Source organism: Paraburkholderia sp. RL17-373-BIF-A, from assembly GCF_046030175.1.
Lineage (GTDB): Bacteria > Pseudomonadota > Gammaproteobacteria > Burkholderiales > Burkholderiaceae > Paraburkholderia.
Map to the genome: position 1 here is coordinate 143,471 of NZ_JARESO010000011.1, position 16,467 is coordinate 159,937.

Genomic DNA, 16,467 nt, shown 5'->3' on the forward strand with positions numbered 1-16,467 from the left:
GAACGTTAGTCCGTCAATTCGTATCAACAATAAATCGCATCCGCAATGGCCGCGGACAATTGTCCCGGTCTGTGTACGATGCCGAACGGTAAGGCGGCTGCCCGATCACTTAGCCTTTCACCAGTCTTACCGTGATTACGGATATCAACTCCGTTAAACGACGCGACAGGAAAAGGCAGCCGTCCGCAAGGCATGAATGGCGTTTGCGGAACTGAGTGCTGCTGCAAATGAAGCCTGTTTGCCCAACCGAAAAAGATACGGGTTTACATCAACGAATGCCGAACCGTGCGAACGAAATGAAAATCGTCCATATAATCTCGGGCCTCGGTTTGGGCGGCGCCGAAACGCTGCTGCTGAACCTCGTTTCGGAATCGCGCAGCACCGGCGGCACGCACGTCATCATTTCCCTGTCGTCGCTGGATATCATGGCGGAGCGTCTGCGCGCCGCCGGCGCGGAAGTCAGGCTGCTGGGCATGCGACCCGGCATTCCGAATCCGCTGCTCCTGATTCGACTGGCCAGGTGGATCGTCAAGGCCAACCCCGATGTCGTCCAGACATGGATGTATCACGCGGATATTTTCGGCGGCGTGGCGGCACTGCTGGCGCGGCTGATGTTCCGGCTCAGGGGGCAACGCCACCGGTTCGTGCTCGTCTGGGGCATCCATCGAACCGAAGTGCCCACGGCCAAAGTCGGGCGCGTTCTGAATGCGCTTGCGCGAATCGGCGCAATGACTTCCAATCAGTTGCCGGACTCGGTCATTTGCTGCGCCAACGCGTCGTACAAGACTCACGCCGAGTACGGTTACGATCGCTCCAGGATGCGCGTGATTCATAACGGCTTCGATGTCCGCAAGTTCGTGCCGGATGCCACTGCAAGGGCTACGCTCCTGAACTCGCTCGGCTTGTCGCCACGCTCGATACTGATTGGCATCGTCGGACGCTCCAATCCCGCCAAGGATTACGATAACTTCCTGCGCGCGGCCGCCCTGCTTCATCAGCGCGTGCCGGAATGCCATTTCGTCATGGTCGGCAAGGATGTCGATGCCAACAATAAGGCGCTTGCACGCATGATGAGCGAGCTTGGCTTGACCCGCGTGTGTCACTTGCTGGGCGCGCGGAATGACTTGCATCGAATCATGCCGGCGTTCGACATGTTGTGCCTCTCATCCCGAACGGAAGGTTTGCCCACGGTCGTCGGCGAAGCGATGGCCTGCAGCGTTCCGTGCGTGGTCACGGATGTGGGCGATACCGGCCAGCTCGTCGGCGACACCGGTCTGGTCGTTCCGCCGCGAGATCCCGTCAGTTTGTCGGATGCGCTGGAAGAGATGGCGACGTTGAGTCTGGAGCAGCGCGAGAAACTCGGCAAGCTGGCACGCGAACGGATTGTCGAATGCTTTTCTATTACGGTGTGCTGGCAGAAGTATCGGGACATGTACGCGACATTACTGCGTGCGAAAGGCGTAACGCGTTAAGCGTTACGCTATTGAACGCGGCTACCGGATGATCGTGGGATTCGTGATATCGATCTTCGGCCCCGCACGGTCGTAGTCGGTGCTCACAAAGGCGTCTCTCCTCGGACGGATCCACGTCGGTGAATTGCTCGTGATATAGCCGGTCACGATGCGGCCTTTCGTCGCCAATCCGGATACGCTGTAGGCCGCTTCCCTGCTGTCTTCATCCTTGTGTCCACTGATCACGACGCTGACGTACTTTTCCCGGCTGCCCGGCAGTGCCTCCAGATAGACGAGAATGCCGAACTGGCAGTGTCGTGTCGTCGGATTGACGATCCGGATATTTTCGATAACGTCCGTGTTGGCGTTCGGCTCGATGTCGAGTCCGGCGGAAGGAAGCGTACCGGCGATGTTTTCCCACACGGGATGATCGAACAGAATATTCCTGCCGCTGATGATCGACACCCCTTGTCGACGGCAACCCGAGGCATAGTGATTCATCACCCGGATGTCGCTCGAGTAAGGCAGGCCGTTGCCGAAGCTGTTCGCGATATAGATGCCGTCGCCCCAACAGTTGGTCGTGTTGGGGGAAAGTATCGTCACATCGGTGCTTCCCGCGATCGATATGCCCATGCCCCACTCTCCGCCGGTCACGGTGTTCAGCTCCTTGCTGCCGTCCACGCGCGGATTTTCCAGCCGCACATGCCGCACGTCCCAGATACGGATGACCTCATAGTTTTGAGTGTCGTGAGGAAGCAGTTTGAGCGACGCGCCGGGAGCAAAGCGCACGCGGCTGTTGCTGCGCATGTGCAGCCCTTGCGCATCGATCCTGCATGGGCCTGTGATGACCAGTGTCTTGCCGACTGAACTGTCGACTGCCTTTTGAAGCGCGGCACGGTCATTCGTCTTGCCGTCCGCGCTGACGCCGAACCATCGATCGACGACCTCGTCGGCCGCGGCCCGCTGATTGGTCACGACGTCGGCCACCGCAGCGAGCGGGCGCGTGATCGCACCCACCATGCTGCTGAGGAGAAAAGCATTCACCGCTCTTCGGCTATTTCGCACCGTACACCCCCATAAGAAGTTCAGCCCCTCATGCGGCGCATGGCACGCAACGGAGTAGACGTTAAAAAGCGCATCGCCATCGCGATGCCCGGGACGGGGGCTTCGACGCTCGCGGCCTCTGCGAAAGAAATGAACCGCGAGCGGTTTTTCTTCACGAATCCGATGATTCCGTCGATCTCGGCCTCGCTTAGCGTATTGACATGCAGGCAGATGGAATACACGCCAAAGCCAAAATGCACCGGCGTGGCGAACAACTGCGGCACCGCGGTCAGACCGCCGAATTTGTACGGATAGACGCCGCTGCCGTCCGTCAGGTACTTGAAGTCCAGATCGGCTAGTGCGCGGAGCGTCGCTTCATCGAACGAGTGGGAAGGCGCCATGAATACCGGCTGCCAGACACCTTGTTCCTGGAGTATCTTTTTTCCCGCCTGCAGCTTGGCAAACTGCTCGTCGTATGAGAGGCCGGCCAGTTCCGATTTGCTGCCAAGACGCAACAGCCCGGGGTGCTGGGTGACGTACTGATGCGTGTATCCGTGCTGCGCGATGCTCCAGCCGCGATCGACCCAACCGCGGACCGCATCCCAGAACGCGTCTCTCGCCGGCTCGACAACCAGCGTCTGATCGAGGCAGTTCGGCACGACACCGACGAGCAACGGCAGGTCCTGATCCATGGAAAGCTCATCGAAGGGATCGAATCGCGACCAGGCCATTTCCGGGGTGACGTCATCGAAGCGCAGTATGAATTTCGGAGCGACCATACCCACTCAATCTCCTTCAGGATATTTCTTTGAATCTGTCCTGGCGTCCGACGGCTATCCGCACGGAGGCGCCAGCCGGGTTCAAATCTGCCGCTCGCGCTGACCCGCGATGACGACTTCTTGAGGCACGGGGTCCAGCAATTCGCTGTAGACCCGTAATGTCTTGCTGATCACGATCGATTCGTCGAATTCGCTCAGGGCTTTTTCCCGCGCCGCGAGACCGAGTCTGCGGCAGAGCTTCCGGTCGTCGTCCAGGCGGCGGATCGCGTCGGCCAGCGCCGCGCTGTCGCGCACGGGAATGAGCAAGCCGTCTTCTCCCGAACAGCTCACGACCTCACGGCAGCCCGGCGCATCGGTCGTGATCAGCGGCAACGCGCACGCGGCCGCCTCGATCAGCGTCTTGGGCAAGCCTTCGCGATAGCTCGGAAGCACGACGACGTCCACTTCGGACAGCAGCTTCGGCATATCGCTGACATGCCCCAGCCACGTGAGAAGGCCGTCGTTGACCCACCCTTCGACGAGTTCCCGGGAAACAGAGGCGGGATTGCCGTCGTCGGGAGAGCCGGCAAGAAGGAACTTCACCGAGCGGTTTTCACTTCTCAGTGCCCGTGCCGCCTCGACGTACTCGGCGATTCCTTTGTCCCACAACAAACGGGCAGCCAGCACAACCCGCAATGGAGCCCGAGTTTCCTCATCGGTCTCCTGCCGGGCGGAGAACCGCGAACAGTTCACGCCGGATCCCTTGATGAGCCGTATCGACCGGTCATCGACGATTCTCGCCCGTTTGAAAACCGCGACGTCGTCGGGATTCTGCAATATCAGCGCATTGCGCCGGCCATTCAACGCGGAGCGCATCAACTGGCGCACGATAGGCCGCAGTACACGGGCTTTCAAATCCCGGCTCGTGAAGACGTAACCCATACCGGCGACGGCATTGATTCGCGCGGGCACGCCGGCAAGCTTGCTCGCCAGCGATCCGTACACCGCGCTCTTGATCGTGAAGCCGTGGACGAGGTCCGGCTTTTCACGTTGAAGAAACCGCACGAGCCACGCGAGCACGCCGAGTTCGCGCAACGGATTGAGGCTTCGACGATTCATCGGCATGGCATGCCAGCTAAACCCCAGCGCCTGCAGCTTGGGCCCGAACTCGCCCGGCGGAGAGAGCAACACCACTTCATAACCGTCTTGCCGCAGCTTCTGCGCCAGCGAGAGGCGGAAGTTGTAGAGATACCAATCGGTGTTGGCAAAGAGAACTACTTTACGTCCGTTCATGTCCGCTCCTGAATCTCTGAGCTTTTTGTGAATACGGCAGGTCACGACCACAACGATGCCATCGGTTCAATTCAATGCGTCGACTCAACAGGCCTGCCGCGCGCCCCGACCCGCTCGAACAACTCGTCCCAGATCTGCAATACCGCCTTCAATGAATAGCGTTCCCGTACCGACTTGGCGGCCTTCCTGCCCAGCTCGGCGCGCAGCGGGTCGTCCGAAATCAGGCGGTGTAAAGCGGCGGCCATGGAATGCGCGTCGCCTGGCGGGATGAGCAGTCCGTCCTCGCCGTTTCGCGTCAACTGCCTCGGTCCGCTAGGACAGTCGAACGACACGACAGGCAGTCCAATCGCCATGCCTTCCATCAGCGCCATGGGCAAGCCTTCATGACTCGACGACATCGCAAAGACCTGTCCCTTGGCCAGCTCGCTCCACGGGGTCAGCGTCCGTCCCGGCAGGAAAATCCGCTCCCCCATGTGCAGTTGCTCGATCTGAGCCTCCAGCGCGGCGCGCTCAGGTCCTTCTCCCCAGATCCACAAGTCCCAATCAGGGCACTCGTCTGCCAGCAGTGAAAAGGCGCGAATCAGCAAGTCGAACTGCTTTGTCCTGTTCAACCGCCCCAGCGAAATAACGCGCTTGCGCGCCGTCGCTTGTTGCCGTTGCTGCACGAACAGTTCATCGGGCAGTGGATTGGGCATCACCGCGATGTCCTTCATTCCTGGCACGACCTTTCTGAATGGCGCGACCACGTCGTCGGTCAGCAGGGTCAGGAGATCTGCCTTCGGATAGATAAACCGGCACAGCAGTCTCCATAACAACGAACGGCGATCGGCCAGAGGATTGGTGTGCTCGCTCACGATGACGGGAATGCCGAGTCCTCGCGATGCGAGAATCGTCGCGACATTCACATTCGTCAGAAACGACACGATCACATCCGCCTGGCTCTCGCGCATGAGCGCGCGCAACGCACTCATGCGCTCGACAAAGGCGAGCGGCCCCCGGCCTCGCCGCGTCACCAGGTCAGCCAGATAGACGAACTTCACACGCGATGAAACCGGGTAGTTGCAGGTGCTCCGCCCGGAATACGTGGCGACTAGCGTGACCGAGTCGCCCCGCTCGACCCAGGCATTGACAAGCGTCGCGGCGACACTCTCGGCACCGCCATCCTGCATCGCGCTAATGAACAAGACGATATTCATGGAATGTCAGGTCTCCGCCCGCTTGATGATTGGAAGCAGCGTGGGGTTCACTCCGTCACCCGCACGGAAGGACGATCGATGATCCCCGAAGGTTTCACGCCGGTTTGCGTGAACACGTCACGCCACATCGAGAAGACCCTGGCCACCGAAAACCGCTCGACGACCGCACGCGCGCGCGCTGCCATGAGTGCCCGCATCTCGTCATCGCTCATCAAGGTCGATAAGGCATTGGCGAGTTCCTGCGGGTCGCCGACTTGACGAACCAGCAGGCCGTCATGGCCGTGCGTGATGATGTCTCCGGGCCCCGCGTCGCAGTCGAAGCTCACCACCGCGCAACCGCTCGCCATCGCCTCGACGATCGTCATCGAGAAGCCTTCGAACCGCGAACTCAGCACGTATAGGTCCGCACGCTCGTACCAGTCAGGCATATTGCCGACCTGACCCGGCAGGAGCACGCGCTTACTCAATCCCGCCGCGGCTATCTGTGCAACGAGCGCATCCCGGTCATGGCCATCTCCGAGAATGACGAGATCCCACGCGGGAAAATCGCTCGCGATCCGGCCGAAGGAGTCGATCAGAATATCGAAGCCCTTTTGCTCGGCCATGCGTCCCGCCGCGAGCAATACGCGACGCCCGGCGCCGACCACCTGCTGCGGCGGCACGATAGGCTCCACGACAGGAATCGGCAGCGAGATCGAATTCGGAATCACGGTGACGGCCTTGCAATTGCAGTTGTCCTGCAACCACAGCTTGCTTTTCTGCGTCAACGCGACGACCTTGTCCGCGAAACGGTACGTCCAGCGGCGCAAGAACTCCCAGAGCTTTCCTTCGAAGAGCATCGGCGGATGAATGTGCTCAGTCGCAATCACCTTGCAGGGCAGGCCGAGGCCGGCCAGGATGGCGAGGATCGACGGCCGCGTCTCGATGCCGAGCACGACATCCGGCTTCACCTGTCTGAGCACGCGGCGCAGAGCCAGCATTCGGCGCACATTCGCGAATACCGCGCCCGCCAAACCGCCACTGCCCCCCGCGAGGTCGAGGGTAATGCGTTCGACCGAGTCGTGTAGCGCATAGAAGTCGCTTGCGGTGGATGTCAACGTCACGACACTGACGTCCAGCCCTTGCGCGACCCATTCGCTCGACAGGTTCATTGCCACGCGCTCCGCACCGCCGTAATGCAAGGAATGGATGAACAGCAGAATCTTCATAGCGGACCCGTCTTGTTCTTTAATGAGCCGTTTGACAACGTGAAAAACAGATAGCAGACGAACGAACAGAGGCCCATGACGCCGGTTGCAAGAACGACCCCCGTGATGCCGAGCCATCGAATCAGGAAGTAATTAGCCACCACCTTGACGGCGAAATTCGCGGCCGCGATGCCCGCCATTGCTTTAAAGCGGCCTTCGCTCGCCAGCAGCTGCACCAGCACCAGCACCGAGAAGTAAAACGGTATCTGAATCAATCCCCAGCGAAACAGGCCAGACACCGCCACCGTGTCCGCAGCGCTAAAGGCGCCGCGCTGAAACAGCAGCTTCACCACCATCGGCGCGAGAAGCCACGCCACCACCGCCACCAAGCAACCGACCGCCAGCATGAATAGCGACCACTTTAGCGCGATGCTTCGGGCGCGAGCGTTGTCTCCTGCACTCAGCAGCTCCGATAAAACCGGCAAGGTCGCCCGGCTGATCGCCACGGCGCCCATGCTGACGAGCAGGCCGAGCACGCGGCTGGCATAGCCGAGCGTCGCGATGTTGCCGTCGCCGAGGCCCGCCACGAAATACTGGTCCAGCGGCGTAGCCAGACTCATGATGAACTGGCCGATCATGAACACGCCGACCGCGCGGTACATGTGGGGCCACTGCGGCGAGCTGACAGAGAAGCTGAGCCGTGCGCGGATGTTGTCGGCACGCCCGGAAAGCACGCCCAATATCACCGCCTGAAGGAGAAAGCCGAGCGTGCTGCCCAAGATCAGCGGCACGGGGGAGCTCGGATCGTGCCAGGCCAGCACGAAGCCCAGCAACACGACCGCCGGCACGCACTCCAGCAGCGTGTTGACATGCTTTTCGCGTGCCTGGAGCCGTGCCGCATACACGCAGATCGTCAGCATGACGATGCCGACCGGCGCCATGCCGAGCATCATCCGGCGCGACATCAGGCGGGTTTCTTCCGACAGGTTGCGCGCCATCAGGTCGAGCGCATGCGGCCAGGCGAAATAGAGAAGGACCGCGAACACCACGCCGACAAAAATCGCCATCACGTCGAGTTCGCCGAGAAACTTCGCTTGCTCCTGCCTGGGCCTACCGCGCAGCTCGACGAGAGCCGGCACGAGCACGACGCTCAGCACAGCGACAAACGTAGCCGGCAGCCAGGTGACCAGCGTGAGCGTGAGCTGATAGGCATCGACGACATTGCTGATGCCATACCGATACGCGATCGCCATTTCCTTGAGCGCGCCCGCCGACTTGCCCATGAGCGCGAACAGGGAAACCCAGACCGCACTGCGTGCGATCCGCGAATGATCGGGATGAATCTGCAGCAGACGGCTTCGCCAACCTGCGATCTGAGACATTGACGTTACTGCCTTAAAAAGATCAACGCGTTGCGCATCCGTCATGCCGAAGCACGCCCGTGAGACCGGGCGTCTGAAGACATCACCTTTGCGATACGAACTCGATGTACCAGGGCATCGCTTTGGACAAGCCTTCCACCAAGGGAATCGTGTTTTCATAGCCGAGCAGCCGCTCCGCCTTGTCGACATTTGCCTGTGAATGCCGGACATCGCCGGCGCGAAAAGGCCCGAACACCGGGCGCTTGTCGCAGGAGACACCGTTGTCGGCGAGCACGGACCGCAAGCCGTCGTAGAGCTGGATCAACGTTGTGCGATCGCCGACGGCGACGTTATACACCTCGTTGCGTGCCACCTCGTCCGCCGTCGCCGCCAGGATGTTCGCCTTCACTACGTTGTCGATAAAGCAGAAGTCCCGGCTGGTTTCGCCGTCGCCATTGATCACGACGTCGTCTCCGGCAATGAGCGCGGCCGTCCATTTGGGAATGACCGCGGCGTAAGCGCCGTCCGGATCCTGGCGCTTACCAAACGCATTGAAGTAGCGCAGGCCAATCGTCTTGAAGCCGTAGGCACGAGCAAACACCGATGCGTACAGTTCATTGGCGTACTTGGTGACGGCATACGGCGAAAGCGGCTGCCCGATCTGGTCTTCGACTTTCGGCAAGCCGGGATGGTCGCCATACGTCGCGCTCGATGCGGCATACGTGAAGCTCGACACTTGCGCGTCGCGCGCGGCCACGAGCATATTGAGGAAGCCGCTGATGTTCACTTCGTGGGTCGCGATCGGGTCAACCACCGAACGCGGAACCGAACCCAGCGCCGCCTCATGCAGCACGTGATCGACGCCATTGACGGCGTTCACACAATCTTCCGGACGCCGGATATCGCCTTCGATGAATCTGAAGCGCTGCCATTGCTCCGGCGAAACGACGGAGCGTACTTCGTCGAGATTGCGCTGGTAGCCGGTAGAGAAATTGTCGAGTCCGACCACGGTCTGGTCGAGCTTGAGCAGCGCCTCCAGCAGATTCGAACCGATAAAGCCGGCCACGCCGGTAATCAACCACTGCTGCGGATGCCCGGCGAGTTGTTGCCGTGTTGTGTCGTAGCGATCAGGCATCGATGCCTCCGGATAAGATGAGGAGGCCATCACGTCGTGATGGCCTCGCGTGCGATGTGCTTAGGGTCTGCTAGAGACGCAGATCACTGGCGTCCGCGGGCAGCAGGTACTTCAGGTCGTACAGTACATGCCCGGGCTTGCCGAAGACACGAATGGCTTGCGCGCCCAATTCCTGGAACCGGCTGTGCGCGACGGCCAGAATCGTCGCGTCGTAGACGCCTTCGGCGGGATGCTCGATGGGGTCCAGGTTGTGTTCGCGCCGGGCCTCCTCTTTCGAGACCCACGGATCGTAGACATCGACTTCGACGCCGTATTCCCGCAACTCGGCAACGATATCGACGACCTTGGTGTTGCGCAGGTCCGGACAATTTTCCTTGAATGTCAGACCCATGATCAGCACGCGGGCACCGGCGACGCCGATCTGCCGCTTGGTCAACGCCTTCACCAGTTGCGACGCAACGTAACCGCCCATGCTGTCGTTCAGGCGCCGGCCGGCGAGGATGATCTCCGGGTGGTATCCAATGGCCTGCGCCTTGTGCGTCAGATAATACGGATCGACGCCGATGCAATGGCCACCCACCAGACCCGGTCTGAAGGGCAGAAAGTTCCATTTGGTTCCGGCTGCCTGCAGGACCGATTCCGTGTCGATGCCCATCTTGTTGAAGATGATCGACAGCTCGTTGATCAGCGCGATATTGACGTCGCGCTGCGTATTCTCGATGACCTTGGCCGCCTCGGCGACGCGAATGCTGCTCGCCTTGTGCGTGCCTGCGACGATGATCTCGCGGTACAGCGAATCGACGAGTTCAGCGATCTCCGGCGTCGATCCCGACGTGACCTTTCTGATATCCATCACGCGGTGCGCCTTGTCGCCCGGATTGATCCGCTCGGGACTGTAGCCGACAAAGAAATCCACGTTGAATTTCAGCCCCGAGGTCCGCTCGAGAACCGGCACGCATTCCTCTTCCGTGGCACCCGGATAGACGGTCGATTCATAGATGACCACGTCATTCTTTTTCAGCACGCGGCCGATGGTCTCGCTGGCGCCGATCAGGGGCCGGAGATCAGGACGCTTGTAGTCGTCGATCGGCGTCGGAACGGTTGCGATGTACACGTTGCAGGCTTTGAGCTCCTCCACGTCCGACGTGAAGGTCATGCCCGTGGCCGCGGCCAGTTCTTCATCGCTGACTTCGAGCGTGATGTCCCGTCCTTCACGTAACGCCGAGATGCGCACGCCGTTGATGTCGAACCCCACCACCGGGCGACGCTTGCTGAACTCCACCGCAAGCGGCAATCCGACATAGCCAAGACCGACCACGGCGAGTTTCAGCTCGTTTAACGAATGCATGATTGTTGCTCCCCTTTATTATAGATACGCGTCTTTTTTAAAACCCCGTGCAAGATTCAATTGGCCTGAACCTTTGCACGGGCTACGCGCGCTATTTCATTGCCGAATCGGAGTAATAGGCGTCGTATGCGTAGCCGCCATACCGGCGCGACTGGGCGTAATTGCCGCGACTGACCTTGAATCCATTCAGCAGAATGCCTTCCACTTTCGAACCGGTTTGCGCCAGACGCTTGACCGATTCCGAGATCTCGCCGGCGCGCGTATCGGCGAAACGCGCGACCATGAATATCGAGTCGGCGACGGGCGCCATGGTCACCGTATCCGACACGGCAAGGATGGCGGGTGCGTCGAGCAGCACAATGTCGTAGCGCTCCGAAGCGGCACGAATGGTTGCCCTGAAATTGCTGCTCAACAACAGTTCAGCCGGGTCGTGCGGATACTCGCCGCACTGCAGGACATCGAGATTCGGCAGCACTTCCTTGTGCACGGTGTCTTCGAGCGAGCCAGTGCCGGCGATCACGTCGGCAAGCCCCGCGGCGCGCGGCAAGCCGAAATACTGATTCAGATGGCCGCGCCGCAGGTCACCGTCCACCAGCAGCACGCGCTTGCCGCCTGCGGCGAGCAAGGTGCCGAGATTGGCTGACAGGAACGACTTGCCGATACCCGGCAACGGCCCCGCGAGCATCACCACGTTGTTGCGGTCGCCGTTCATCGCGTATTGCAGCGACGCGCGCATCGTGCGCAGCGCTTCTACAGCCGGGTCCATCGGGTATTGGAAAGCCAGAGCCAGCTTCTCTTCGCCCGTGGTGGACATTTTCCGCGTCAGCTGGAACTGCTGGTCGCTGACCGGGATCGTCGCGTACACGCTCAGGCCGGTGCGGGACTCCAGCTCTTCCGGATCGGCCACGCCCTTGAACAGGAAATCACGCAGGAAGGCAAGCCCGATACCGATGAACAGCCCCAGCACCGCCGCGATCAGCAGCACGAGCGCTTTCGCGGGCTTGACCGGCCGCTCGGGAACGTCCGCCGTATCCAGCAACTGCACGGAAGCGGACTGACCGGCCTTGACCAGCCGCAGGGTGTCGATGTTGCTACGCAACGCCGCGTACATGTCGGAGCTCATGCGCATGTCCCGCATCAGGCGCAGCGCACCTTGCTCCGCCGTCGGCATGGCCTTGACGCGGCTCGCGAGACTCTCGACGTACTTGTTGGTGCTGGCGATCTGCTGGTCTATCGCCACCACGCTCGGGTGCTCGGCCGTCAAGTGAGCGGTCAGGTCCTGGCGCTGACGCTTGAGGTCGTAGAGGCGCGAGTCCGCTTCAGTGGCCTGTCGCAGGATGAGCCGGCTTTCCTCGTCCGCATCCAGAAGTCCGTGGCTGTTGCGATAGGTGTTATAGGCTTCTTCCGCCTGCTCCATCTGGCGCTTCGCCCCCGGCAGCTGCTGCTCGAGGTAGTTCAGCGACTTCTCGGCGTTGGCACCCTTCTGGTTCACGTTCTGGCGCACATACACCGCGCCGATATCGTTGAGGATGTTGGTCACGAGAACCGGGTCGCGGCCTTCCAGCAGGACGCCCAGCACATTCGACTTGTTGCCTTGCTCGTCGATCTGGAGGCCCTTTTGCAGCTGTTCGAGGGCCTCCTGACGCGAGTGGCGCGTGAGATTGAACACGGCCCCGCTCTCGCCGTCGATCTTGCTCACGAGCAGATTGATCGGCCCGTGGCTGCTTTCGAATTGCTCATCGACGCCGACGCGTCCGGTGACCGGCTGTTCCAGTCCCGGTCCGCGCAACTGGTACTGGCCGCCGGACAATGCGGTGACGGTGTACGCGTTGCCTTCCTGTTTCCTCGGCACTTCGAACGTCGCCACGCTGATCGATTCGTCACCCCAGACGAAGCCGCCCCAGCCGAAGAGTCCGGGCGTCATCCGTGTGTCGGTGTGACGCGCGATCAGGCCGCCGAGCACCGGCAGGCGCTTCGGCTCGGCTTCGATATAGAGCTTGAGGTAATCCACCGTCTGCATGGCGATGGCTTTCGACCTCAGGATCTGCATTTCGCCTTCGGCCGAGGACTTCTCCTGGAACAACGACGACGCATTGCGCACCAGATCTTTCGAATCCGGCAGCGCGGTCGGCGCATTGTCCTCGACCCTGATCGAGATACTTGCTCGATAGATCGGCGTCGCGCAGAACGCGTACAAGGCGCCCATCAAAATGAAGGCCGCTGTTATCGCGGCGATCATTACGCGGTGATTAATCAACGTATCGATGATCGATCCAGGATCGAATTCATCATTACGTTCGGATAATCCCTCTAACGCTAGATTTTTGTGTTTCATGGGCACGTCTCGTCACGTAGTTTTATTTGACCGCTTTTGCAAGCGGATTCGAACGAGGGAAATGCGCGATTTAGCAGTAATGGTCCTTTTCCCTGACGCCACAATACGCACCGTGCTGCGCCAAGTATGCGCGGTAGTGCACACAATCTTCCCGGTGCTGATTCGCTATAAGCGGCCTGGCAAGTTTTTGAGGAAGCGGGAATCGGATTTTTTAAAATAAGGGAAAACCACAAAATGTCCGACCAGACAGATTCGAGTTTTCACGGTGCTCTGCTGCCGCGCGCAGGCAGAGTCTTCCGTCGTTTTCAGGGAGGTCAGGAACGCAGGTTCGCAGCCGGGCGGCAGCGAATTTTTGGATTGCCTGATGGACGCGTCAGGCAATGCATCCGAACATCGCCTGACAGACAACGGCTATAAGAAGGCTTGTGAGCTTGCCGCGTTCCAGCCGCGGCTTGCCCTTTCCAGAAGACGATGATGCGTTCGCGGACGAGCTACCGCATCAAGTATTTCGCGCTGTTGTGACGCGACGCTGTGCGGCCAGCTCGCGACCGACGCGGCGTATCTCGGCCTCGCCCAGCGCAAGCGCGTCTGCGTTCGTATGCACCGAGTAGTAACCGAGCACCAGTGGATACGGATGCTTGATAGCGGAGCCGATGACGAACGACGTCGCCTCCTCGGCGTGCAACTCAATGGGCGCGCCGTCGGACTCCTCGAACACGGCGAGTTGCCCTGCCTCGATCGGCTCGGACGCGTTCAGGCGGCCCTCGTCAATCGCCAGCCACGCGACGTTGTGCCCGGCAGGCGGCGCATATCGCCAGGTCTCTCCCGCGCTCAGTTGAACATGGAAGTAGTTGATGCCTTCAGGCGCGCGAATGTCGCTCGCCGCGGACCCGTGGCGGCCGAGGATGACGCGGACCGGCCCATCCGACTGGACCTTGGCCGGCGAGATGTACTGGCTTTCCGGCGGCGAGTTCTCCATCGAAGGCGGTAGCGCGACCCAGAGTTGAAAGAGGCGTACGGTTTCCCCCGGCAATACATTGCCGTCGTGCCAGACACCGTTGCCGGCCTTCATCCATTCGAGGCCGCCGGCTGAAAGTTCGCCATTCTTGCCGGTCGTGTCCGCATAGGAGATGCCGCCACTCAGCACGGTGGTGAGCGTGGCGATGCCCGAGTGCGGGTGGAAGCCGAACATCGGTTTACCGGTGGGCACGACCACGGCGTGATCGAGGAACACGAAAGGCTTGATCAATTCTCCGATATCGCCGGGACTGGCCAGGCGAGTAATGCCGCCGTGCGCGCTGCCGCCGGTGCGAAAAGCAATCCGGCGCGGCGCAAGCGCTGTTTCCTGAATCGGGGTGAGTACGGCTGTGTCGATGTTCATGGCTCTGCCTCGAGAAAAAAGCTATACACGTAAGGTAAGAGCTTGCACTCCATCTTAAAAGCCTATATTTTTAGATTTCACCTATCGTCTGGAGCGATGGACATGCTTGACGGCCTGACACTGGACCAGCTTCGGACCTTCATCGCGGCAGTCGACGAAGGCAGCTTCTCAGCGGCCGGACGCAAGCTCCGGCGCGCGCAGTCGGTGGTCAGTCAAACCCTCTCGAATCTCGAAGCCCAGCTCGGGGTGAAACTGTTCGACCGCACGGCCCGTTACCCGCAGCTCACCGACGCCGGCAAGAGCCTGCTGCTTGACGCGCGTTCCGTGGCTGACACGATCGATGGGTTCAAGGCGCGAGCGCGCGCGATGCGAGACGGTCTGGAGCCCGAGCTCTCGGTGGCGATGGACGTGATGTACCCGATGGACAGCTTGACGAGCGCGGCCGCTCAATCCCAGAAGGATTATCCGCACACGCCGCTGCGGCTCTATGTCGAGGCGCTGGGTGGTGTGATGAAGCTGGTACTCGACCGGATTTGCAACATTGGCGTGATCGGCACTCTGCCGATCGTGACGGACGAACTCCAGGTCGAACTGTTGCGCGAGCTCGAGCTGGTTACCGTCGTGAGCCCTGCTCATCCGCTTGCGAAACGCCGCGGCCTCGTTTCGGCGGCCGCCATCAAAAAGCACGTGCAACTTGTGCTCAGCGACCGAACCGCACTGTCCCAAGGAAGCGAATTCGGGGTCCTGTCGCCCTCGACGTGGAGGCTCGGAGATCTGGGGGCCAAGCATGCCTTCCTGAAGGCGGGACTAGGCTGGGGCCATATGCCGCTGCACATGGTCAAGGAGGATCTCGAAAGTAGCACCCTGGTGACGATCCGCATTGAAGGCCTGCCGCGCGAAGTCATGATGCCGATGAAGGTTGTCTACCGCAAGGACGCGCCGCCGGGGCCGGCTGCCCGCGCCTTCATCGCACAACTGGGAAAGTGAGCTAATACCGCGATCTCGTCTGAACGGGGTCCGCGTAGAGGGGGAACAAAAAAAGCGATCAGCCCGCGTCCACCATCACCAGTTCGGAATCTTCGAGGGCGGAGATCTGCACCGCGGCGACCTTCGTGATCGCCACGCCGTCTAGCGGCCCAACGGGCTCGCCATTCACTTCGATGCGTCCCGAGGCCACGACGAGATAAGCGCGACATGCCGGACCCAACTCGTGTCGAACGCTTTCGCCTGCCCTTAGCATTGCGCCAAGCACACGCGCATCGGCGCGAATAGGAAGCGCGCCTTCATCGCGGGCGAACCCGCTGGCGAGAGCGACGAAACGCCCTGACCGGTCGCTTTTGGGAAACGGCCGGGTATCCCATGCCGGTTCACCACCGGCCTCGCGAGGCAGCAGCCAGATCTGGTAAAGCTTGAGCGGCACGTCGCCCTTGTTGAACTCGGCGTGGCGTATGCCCGTGCCGGCGCTCATGACCTGGACATCGCCTGCGTGGATCGCTCCCTCGGAACCCAAGGTATCTCGATGCCCGAGCAGGCCCTGGCGCACATAGGTGATGATCTCCATGTCACGGTGTCCGTGCAGGGGGAAACCGGTGCCGACCGCGATCTCGTCGTCGTTCCAGACAATCAGCGGACCCAGGGCGGCGTGCGCGGGATTGCCGTCGGCGCTGACCACGAAGTGATGTTTCGCGCGCAGCCAGCCGCGTTTCGCCCCGTCCAATGATTTCCAACGTCTGTGTGTGAGCATGTTCTCCTCTGTTTCGAGCCACCGCCAATGCGGCGCGCGTCACCTGTGCGAGCGGCCGAGTTGAGCGCCGCTGCAGATGATGAGCGTGGTGTTTCGGGTGAATTCCGCCGTGGTTTCAGCGTGCGGTATGCAGGCCGGCGCCGGCTGGCAGCTTCTCACTGACAAGCATACCGACGGCGATTCGATACCCGGACCGGTGTCGGCCAGGCGGGAAAACGCCTGGCCGTCTCACGC

General features: G+C 60.9%; 13 protein-coding genes. 2 read left to right on the forward strand and 11 right to left on the reverse strand.

All coding sequences use genetic code 11. The annotated features are described in order from the left end of the window. Positions 1 to 296 precede the first annotated feature (296 nt). Positions 297 to 1,472 (forward strand): glycosyltransferase, encoded by a 1,176-nt coding sequence (locus tag P0D80_RS16225; RefSeq protein ID WP_408285267.1) that lies wholly within the window; start codon positions 297 to 299, stop codon positions 1,470 to 1,472. Between the two features lie 21 nt (positions 1,473 to 1,493). Here P0D80_RS16225 and P0D80_RS16230 read toward each other — a convergent pair whose 3' ends face one another. From P0D80_RS16230 to P0D80_RS16275, 10 genes are all read right to left on the reverse strand, one after another. Next, positions 1,494 to 2,495, reverse strand: coding sequence for a right-handed parallel beta-helix repeat-containing protein (locus P0D80_RS16230; RefSeq protein WP_243658301.1), 1,002 nt, complete (start codon positions 2,493 to 2,495; stop codon positions 1,494 to 1,496). A gap of 41 nt (positions 2,496 to 2,536) precedes the next feature. Then, the gene (locus tag P0D80_RS16235) at positions 2,537 to 3,274 is read right to left on the reverse strand and encodes a DUF2334 domain-containing protein (RefSeq protein WP_132377531.1); all 738 of its coding nucleotides are present in this window, start codon (positions 3,272 to 3,274) and stop codon (positions 2,537 to 2,539) included. Between the two features lie 81 nt (positions 3,275 to 3,355). Beyond that, on the reverse strand, positions 3,356 to 4,546 hold the full coding sequence (locus tag P0D80_RS16240; RefSeq protein ID WP_132379350.1) for a glycosyltransferase family 4 protein: 1,191 nt from the start codon (positions 4,544 to 4,546) through the stop codon (positions 3,356 to 3,358). 71 nt (positions 4,547 to 4,617) lie between these two features. After that, complete coding sequence (locus tag P0D80_RS16245) at positions 4,618 to 5,742, reverse strand: glycosyltransferase family 4 protein (RefSeq protein ID WP_408285270.1); 1,125 nt, start codon at positions 5,740 to 5,742, stop codon at positions 4,618 to 4,620. 47 nt (positions 5,743 to 5,789) lie between these two features. Then, entirely contained in the window at positions 5,790 to 6,950 is a 1,161-nt protein-coding gene (locus P0D80_RS16250; RefSeq protein ID WP_408285271.1) for a glycosyltransferase family 4 protein, read from the reverse strand. Then, a complete protein-coding gene (gene murJ, locus P0D80_RS16255; RefSeq protein ID WP_408285274.1) occupies positions 6,947 to 8,311 on the reverse strand; it encodes a murein biosynthesis integral membrane protein MurJ in 1,365 nt (454 codons plus the stop codon). Before murJ ends, P0D80_RS16250 begins: the two co-directional genes overlap by 4 nt. A gap of 82 nt (positions 8,312 to 8,393) precedes the next feature. Next, positions 8,394 to 9,425: an SDR family oxidoreductase gene (locus P0D80_RS16260; RefSeq protein WP_408285275.1), complete on the reverse strand. Its 1,032-nt coding sequence runs from the start codon at positions 9,423 to 9,425 to the stop codon at positions 8,394 to 8,396. 70 nt (positions 9,426 to 9,495) lie between these two features. After that, the gene (gene tviB, locus P0D80_RS16265) at positions 9,496 to 10,773 is read right to left on the reverse strand and encodes a Vi polysaccharide biosynthesis UDP-N-acetylglucosamine C-6 dehydrogenase TviB (protein WP_132377536.1); all 1,278 of its coding nucleotides are present in this window, start codon (positions 10,771 to 10,773) and stop codon (positions 9,496 to 9,498) included. 91 nt (positions 10,774 to 10,864) lie between these two features. Further along, positions 10,865 to 13,108: a polysaccharide biosynthesis tyrosine autokinase gene (locus tag P0D80_RS16270; protein ID WP_132377537.1), complete on the reverse strand. Its 2,244-nt coding sequence runs from the start codon at positions 13,106 to 13,108 to the stop codon at positions 10,865 to 10,867. 499 nt (positions 13,109 to 13,607) lie between these two features. Beyond that, positions 13,608 to 14,489 carry a pirin family protein gene (locus P0D80_RS16275; protein ID WP_408285278.1) on the reverse strand — a complete coding sequence of 294 codons (882 nt, stop codon included), beginning with the start codon at positions 14,487 to 14,489 and terminating at the stop codon, positions 13,608 to 13,610. Positions 14,490 to 14,591: 102 nt separating this feature from the next. On the opposite strand from P0D80_RS16275, the gene P0D80_RS16280 reads away from it, so the two are divergent. After that, positions 14,592 to 15,476: a LysR family transcriptional regulator gene (locus P0D80_RS16280; protein ID WP_408285280.1), complete on the forward strand. Its 885-nt coding sequence runs from the start codon at positions 14,592 to 14,594 to the stop codon at positions 15,474 to 15,476. Between the two features lie 58 nt (positions 15,477 to 15,534). Here the strand turns inward: P0D80_RS16280 and P0D80_RS16285 are convergent, their stop codons facing one another. Continuing rightward, complete coding sequence (locus P0D80_RS16285; protein ID WP_408178174.1) at positions 15,535 to 16,233, reverse strand: pirin family protein; 699 nt, start codon at positions 16,231 to 16,233, stop codon at positions 15,535 to 15,537. Positions 16,234 to 16,467: the final 234 nt, after the last annotated feature.

Bases quoted from the DNA above. Each gene is read 5' to 3' on its own strand.
- P0D80_RS16245 (WP_408285270.1), bottom strand. From the start codon at position 5,742: ATGAATATCGTCTTGTTCATTAGCGCGATGCAGGATGGCGGTGCCGAG.
- P0D80_RS16280 (WP_408285280.1), top strand. From the start codon at position 14,592: ATGCTTGACGGCCTGACACTGGACCAGCTTCGGACCTTCATCGCGGCA.
- tviB (WP_132377536.1), bottom strand. From the start codon at position 10,773: ATGCATTCGTTAAACGAGCTGAAACTCGCCGTGGTCGGTCTTGGCTAT.
- P0D80_RS16225 (WP_408285267.1), top strand. From the start codon at position 297: ATGAAAATCGTCCATATAATCTCGGGCCTCGGTTTGGGCGGCGCCGAA.
- murJ (WP_408285274.1), bottom strand. From the start codon at position 8,311: ATGTCTCAGATCGCAGGTTGGCGAAGCCGTCTGCTGCAGATTCATCCC.
- P0D80_RS16260 (WP_408285275.1), bottom strand. From the start codon at position 9,425: ATGCCTGATCGCTACGACACAACACGGCAACAACTCGCCGGGCATCCG.
- P0D80_RS16250 (WP_408285271.1), bottom strand. From the start codon at position 6,950: ATGAAGATTCTGCTGTTCATCCATTCCTTGCATTACGGCGGTGCGGAG.
- P0D80_RS16270 (WP_132377537.1), bottom strand. From the start codon at position 13,108: ATGAAACACAAAAATCTAGCGTTAGAGGGATTATCCGAACGTAATGAT.
- P0D80_RS16275 (WP_408285278.1), bottom strand. From the start codon at position 14,489: ATGAACATCGACACAGCCGTACTCACCCCGATTCAGGAAACAGCGCTT.
- P0D80_RS16240 (WP_132379350.1), bottom strand. From the start codon at position 4,546: ATGAACGGACGTAAAGTAGTTCTCTTTGCCAACACCGATTGGTATCTC.
- P0D80_RS16235 (WP_132377531.1), bottom strand. From the start codon at position 3,274: ATGGTCGCTCCGAAATTCATACTGCGCTTCGATGACGTCACCCCGGAA.
- P0D80_RS16285 (WP_408178174.1), bottom strand. From the start codon at position 16,233: ATGCTCACACACAGACGTTGGAAATCATTGGACGGGGCGAAACGCGGC.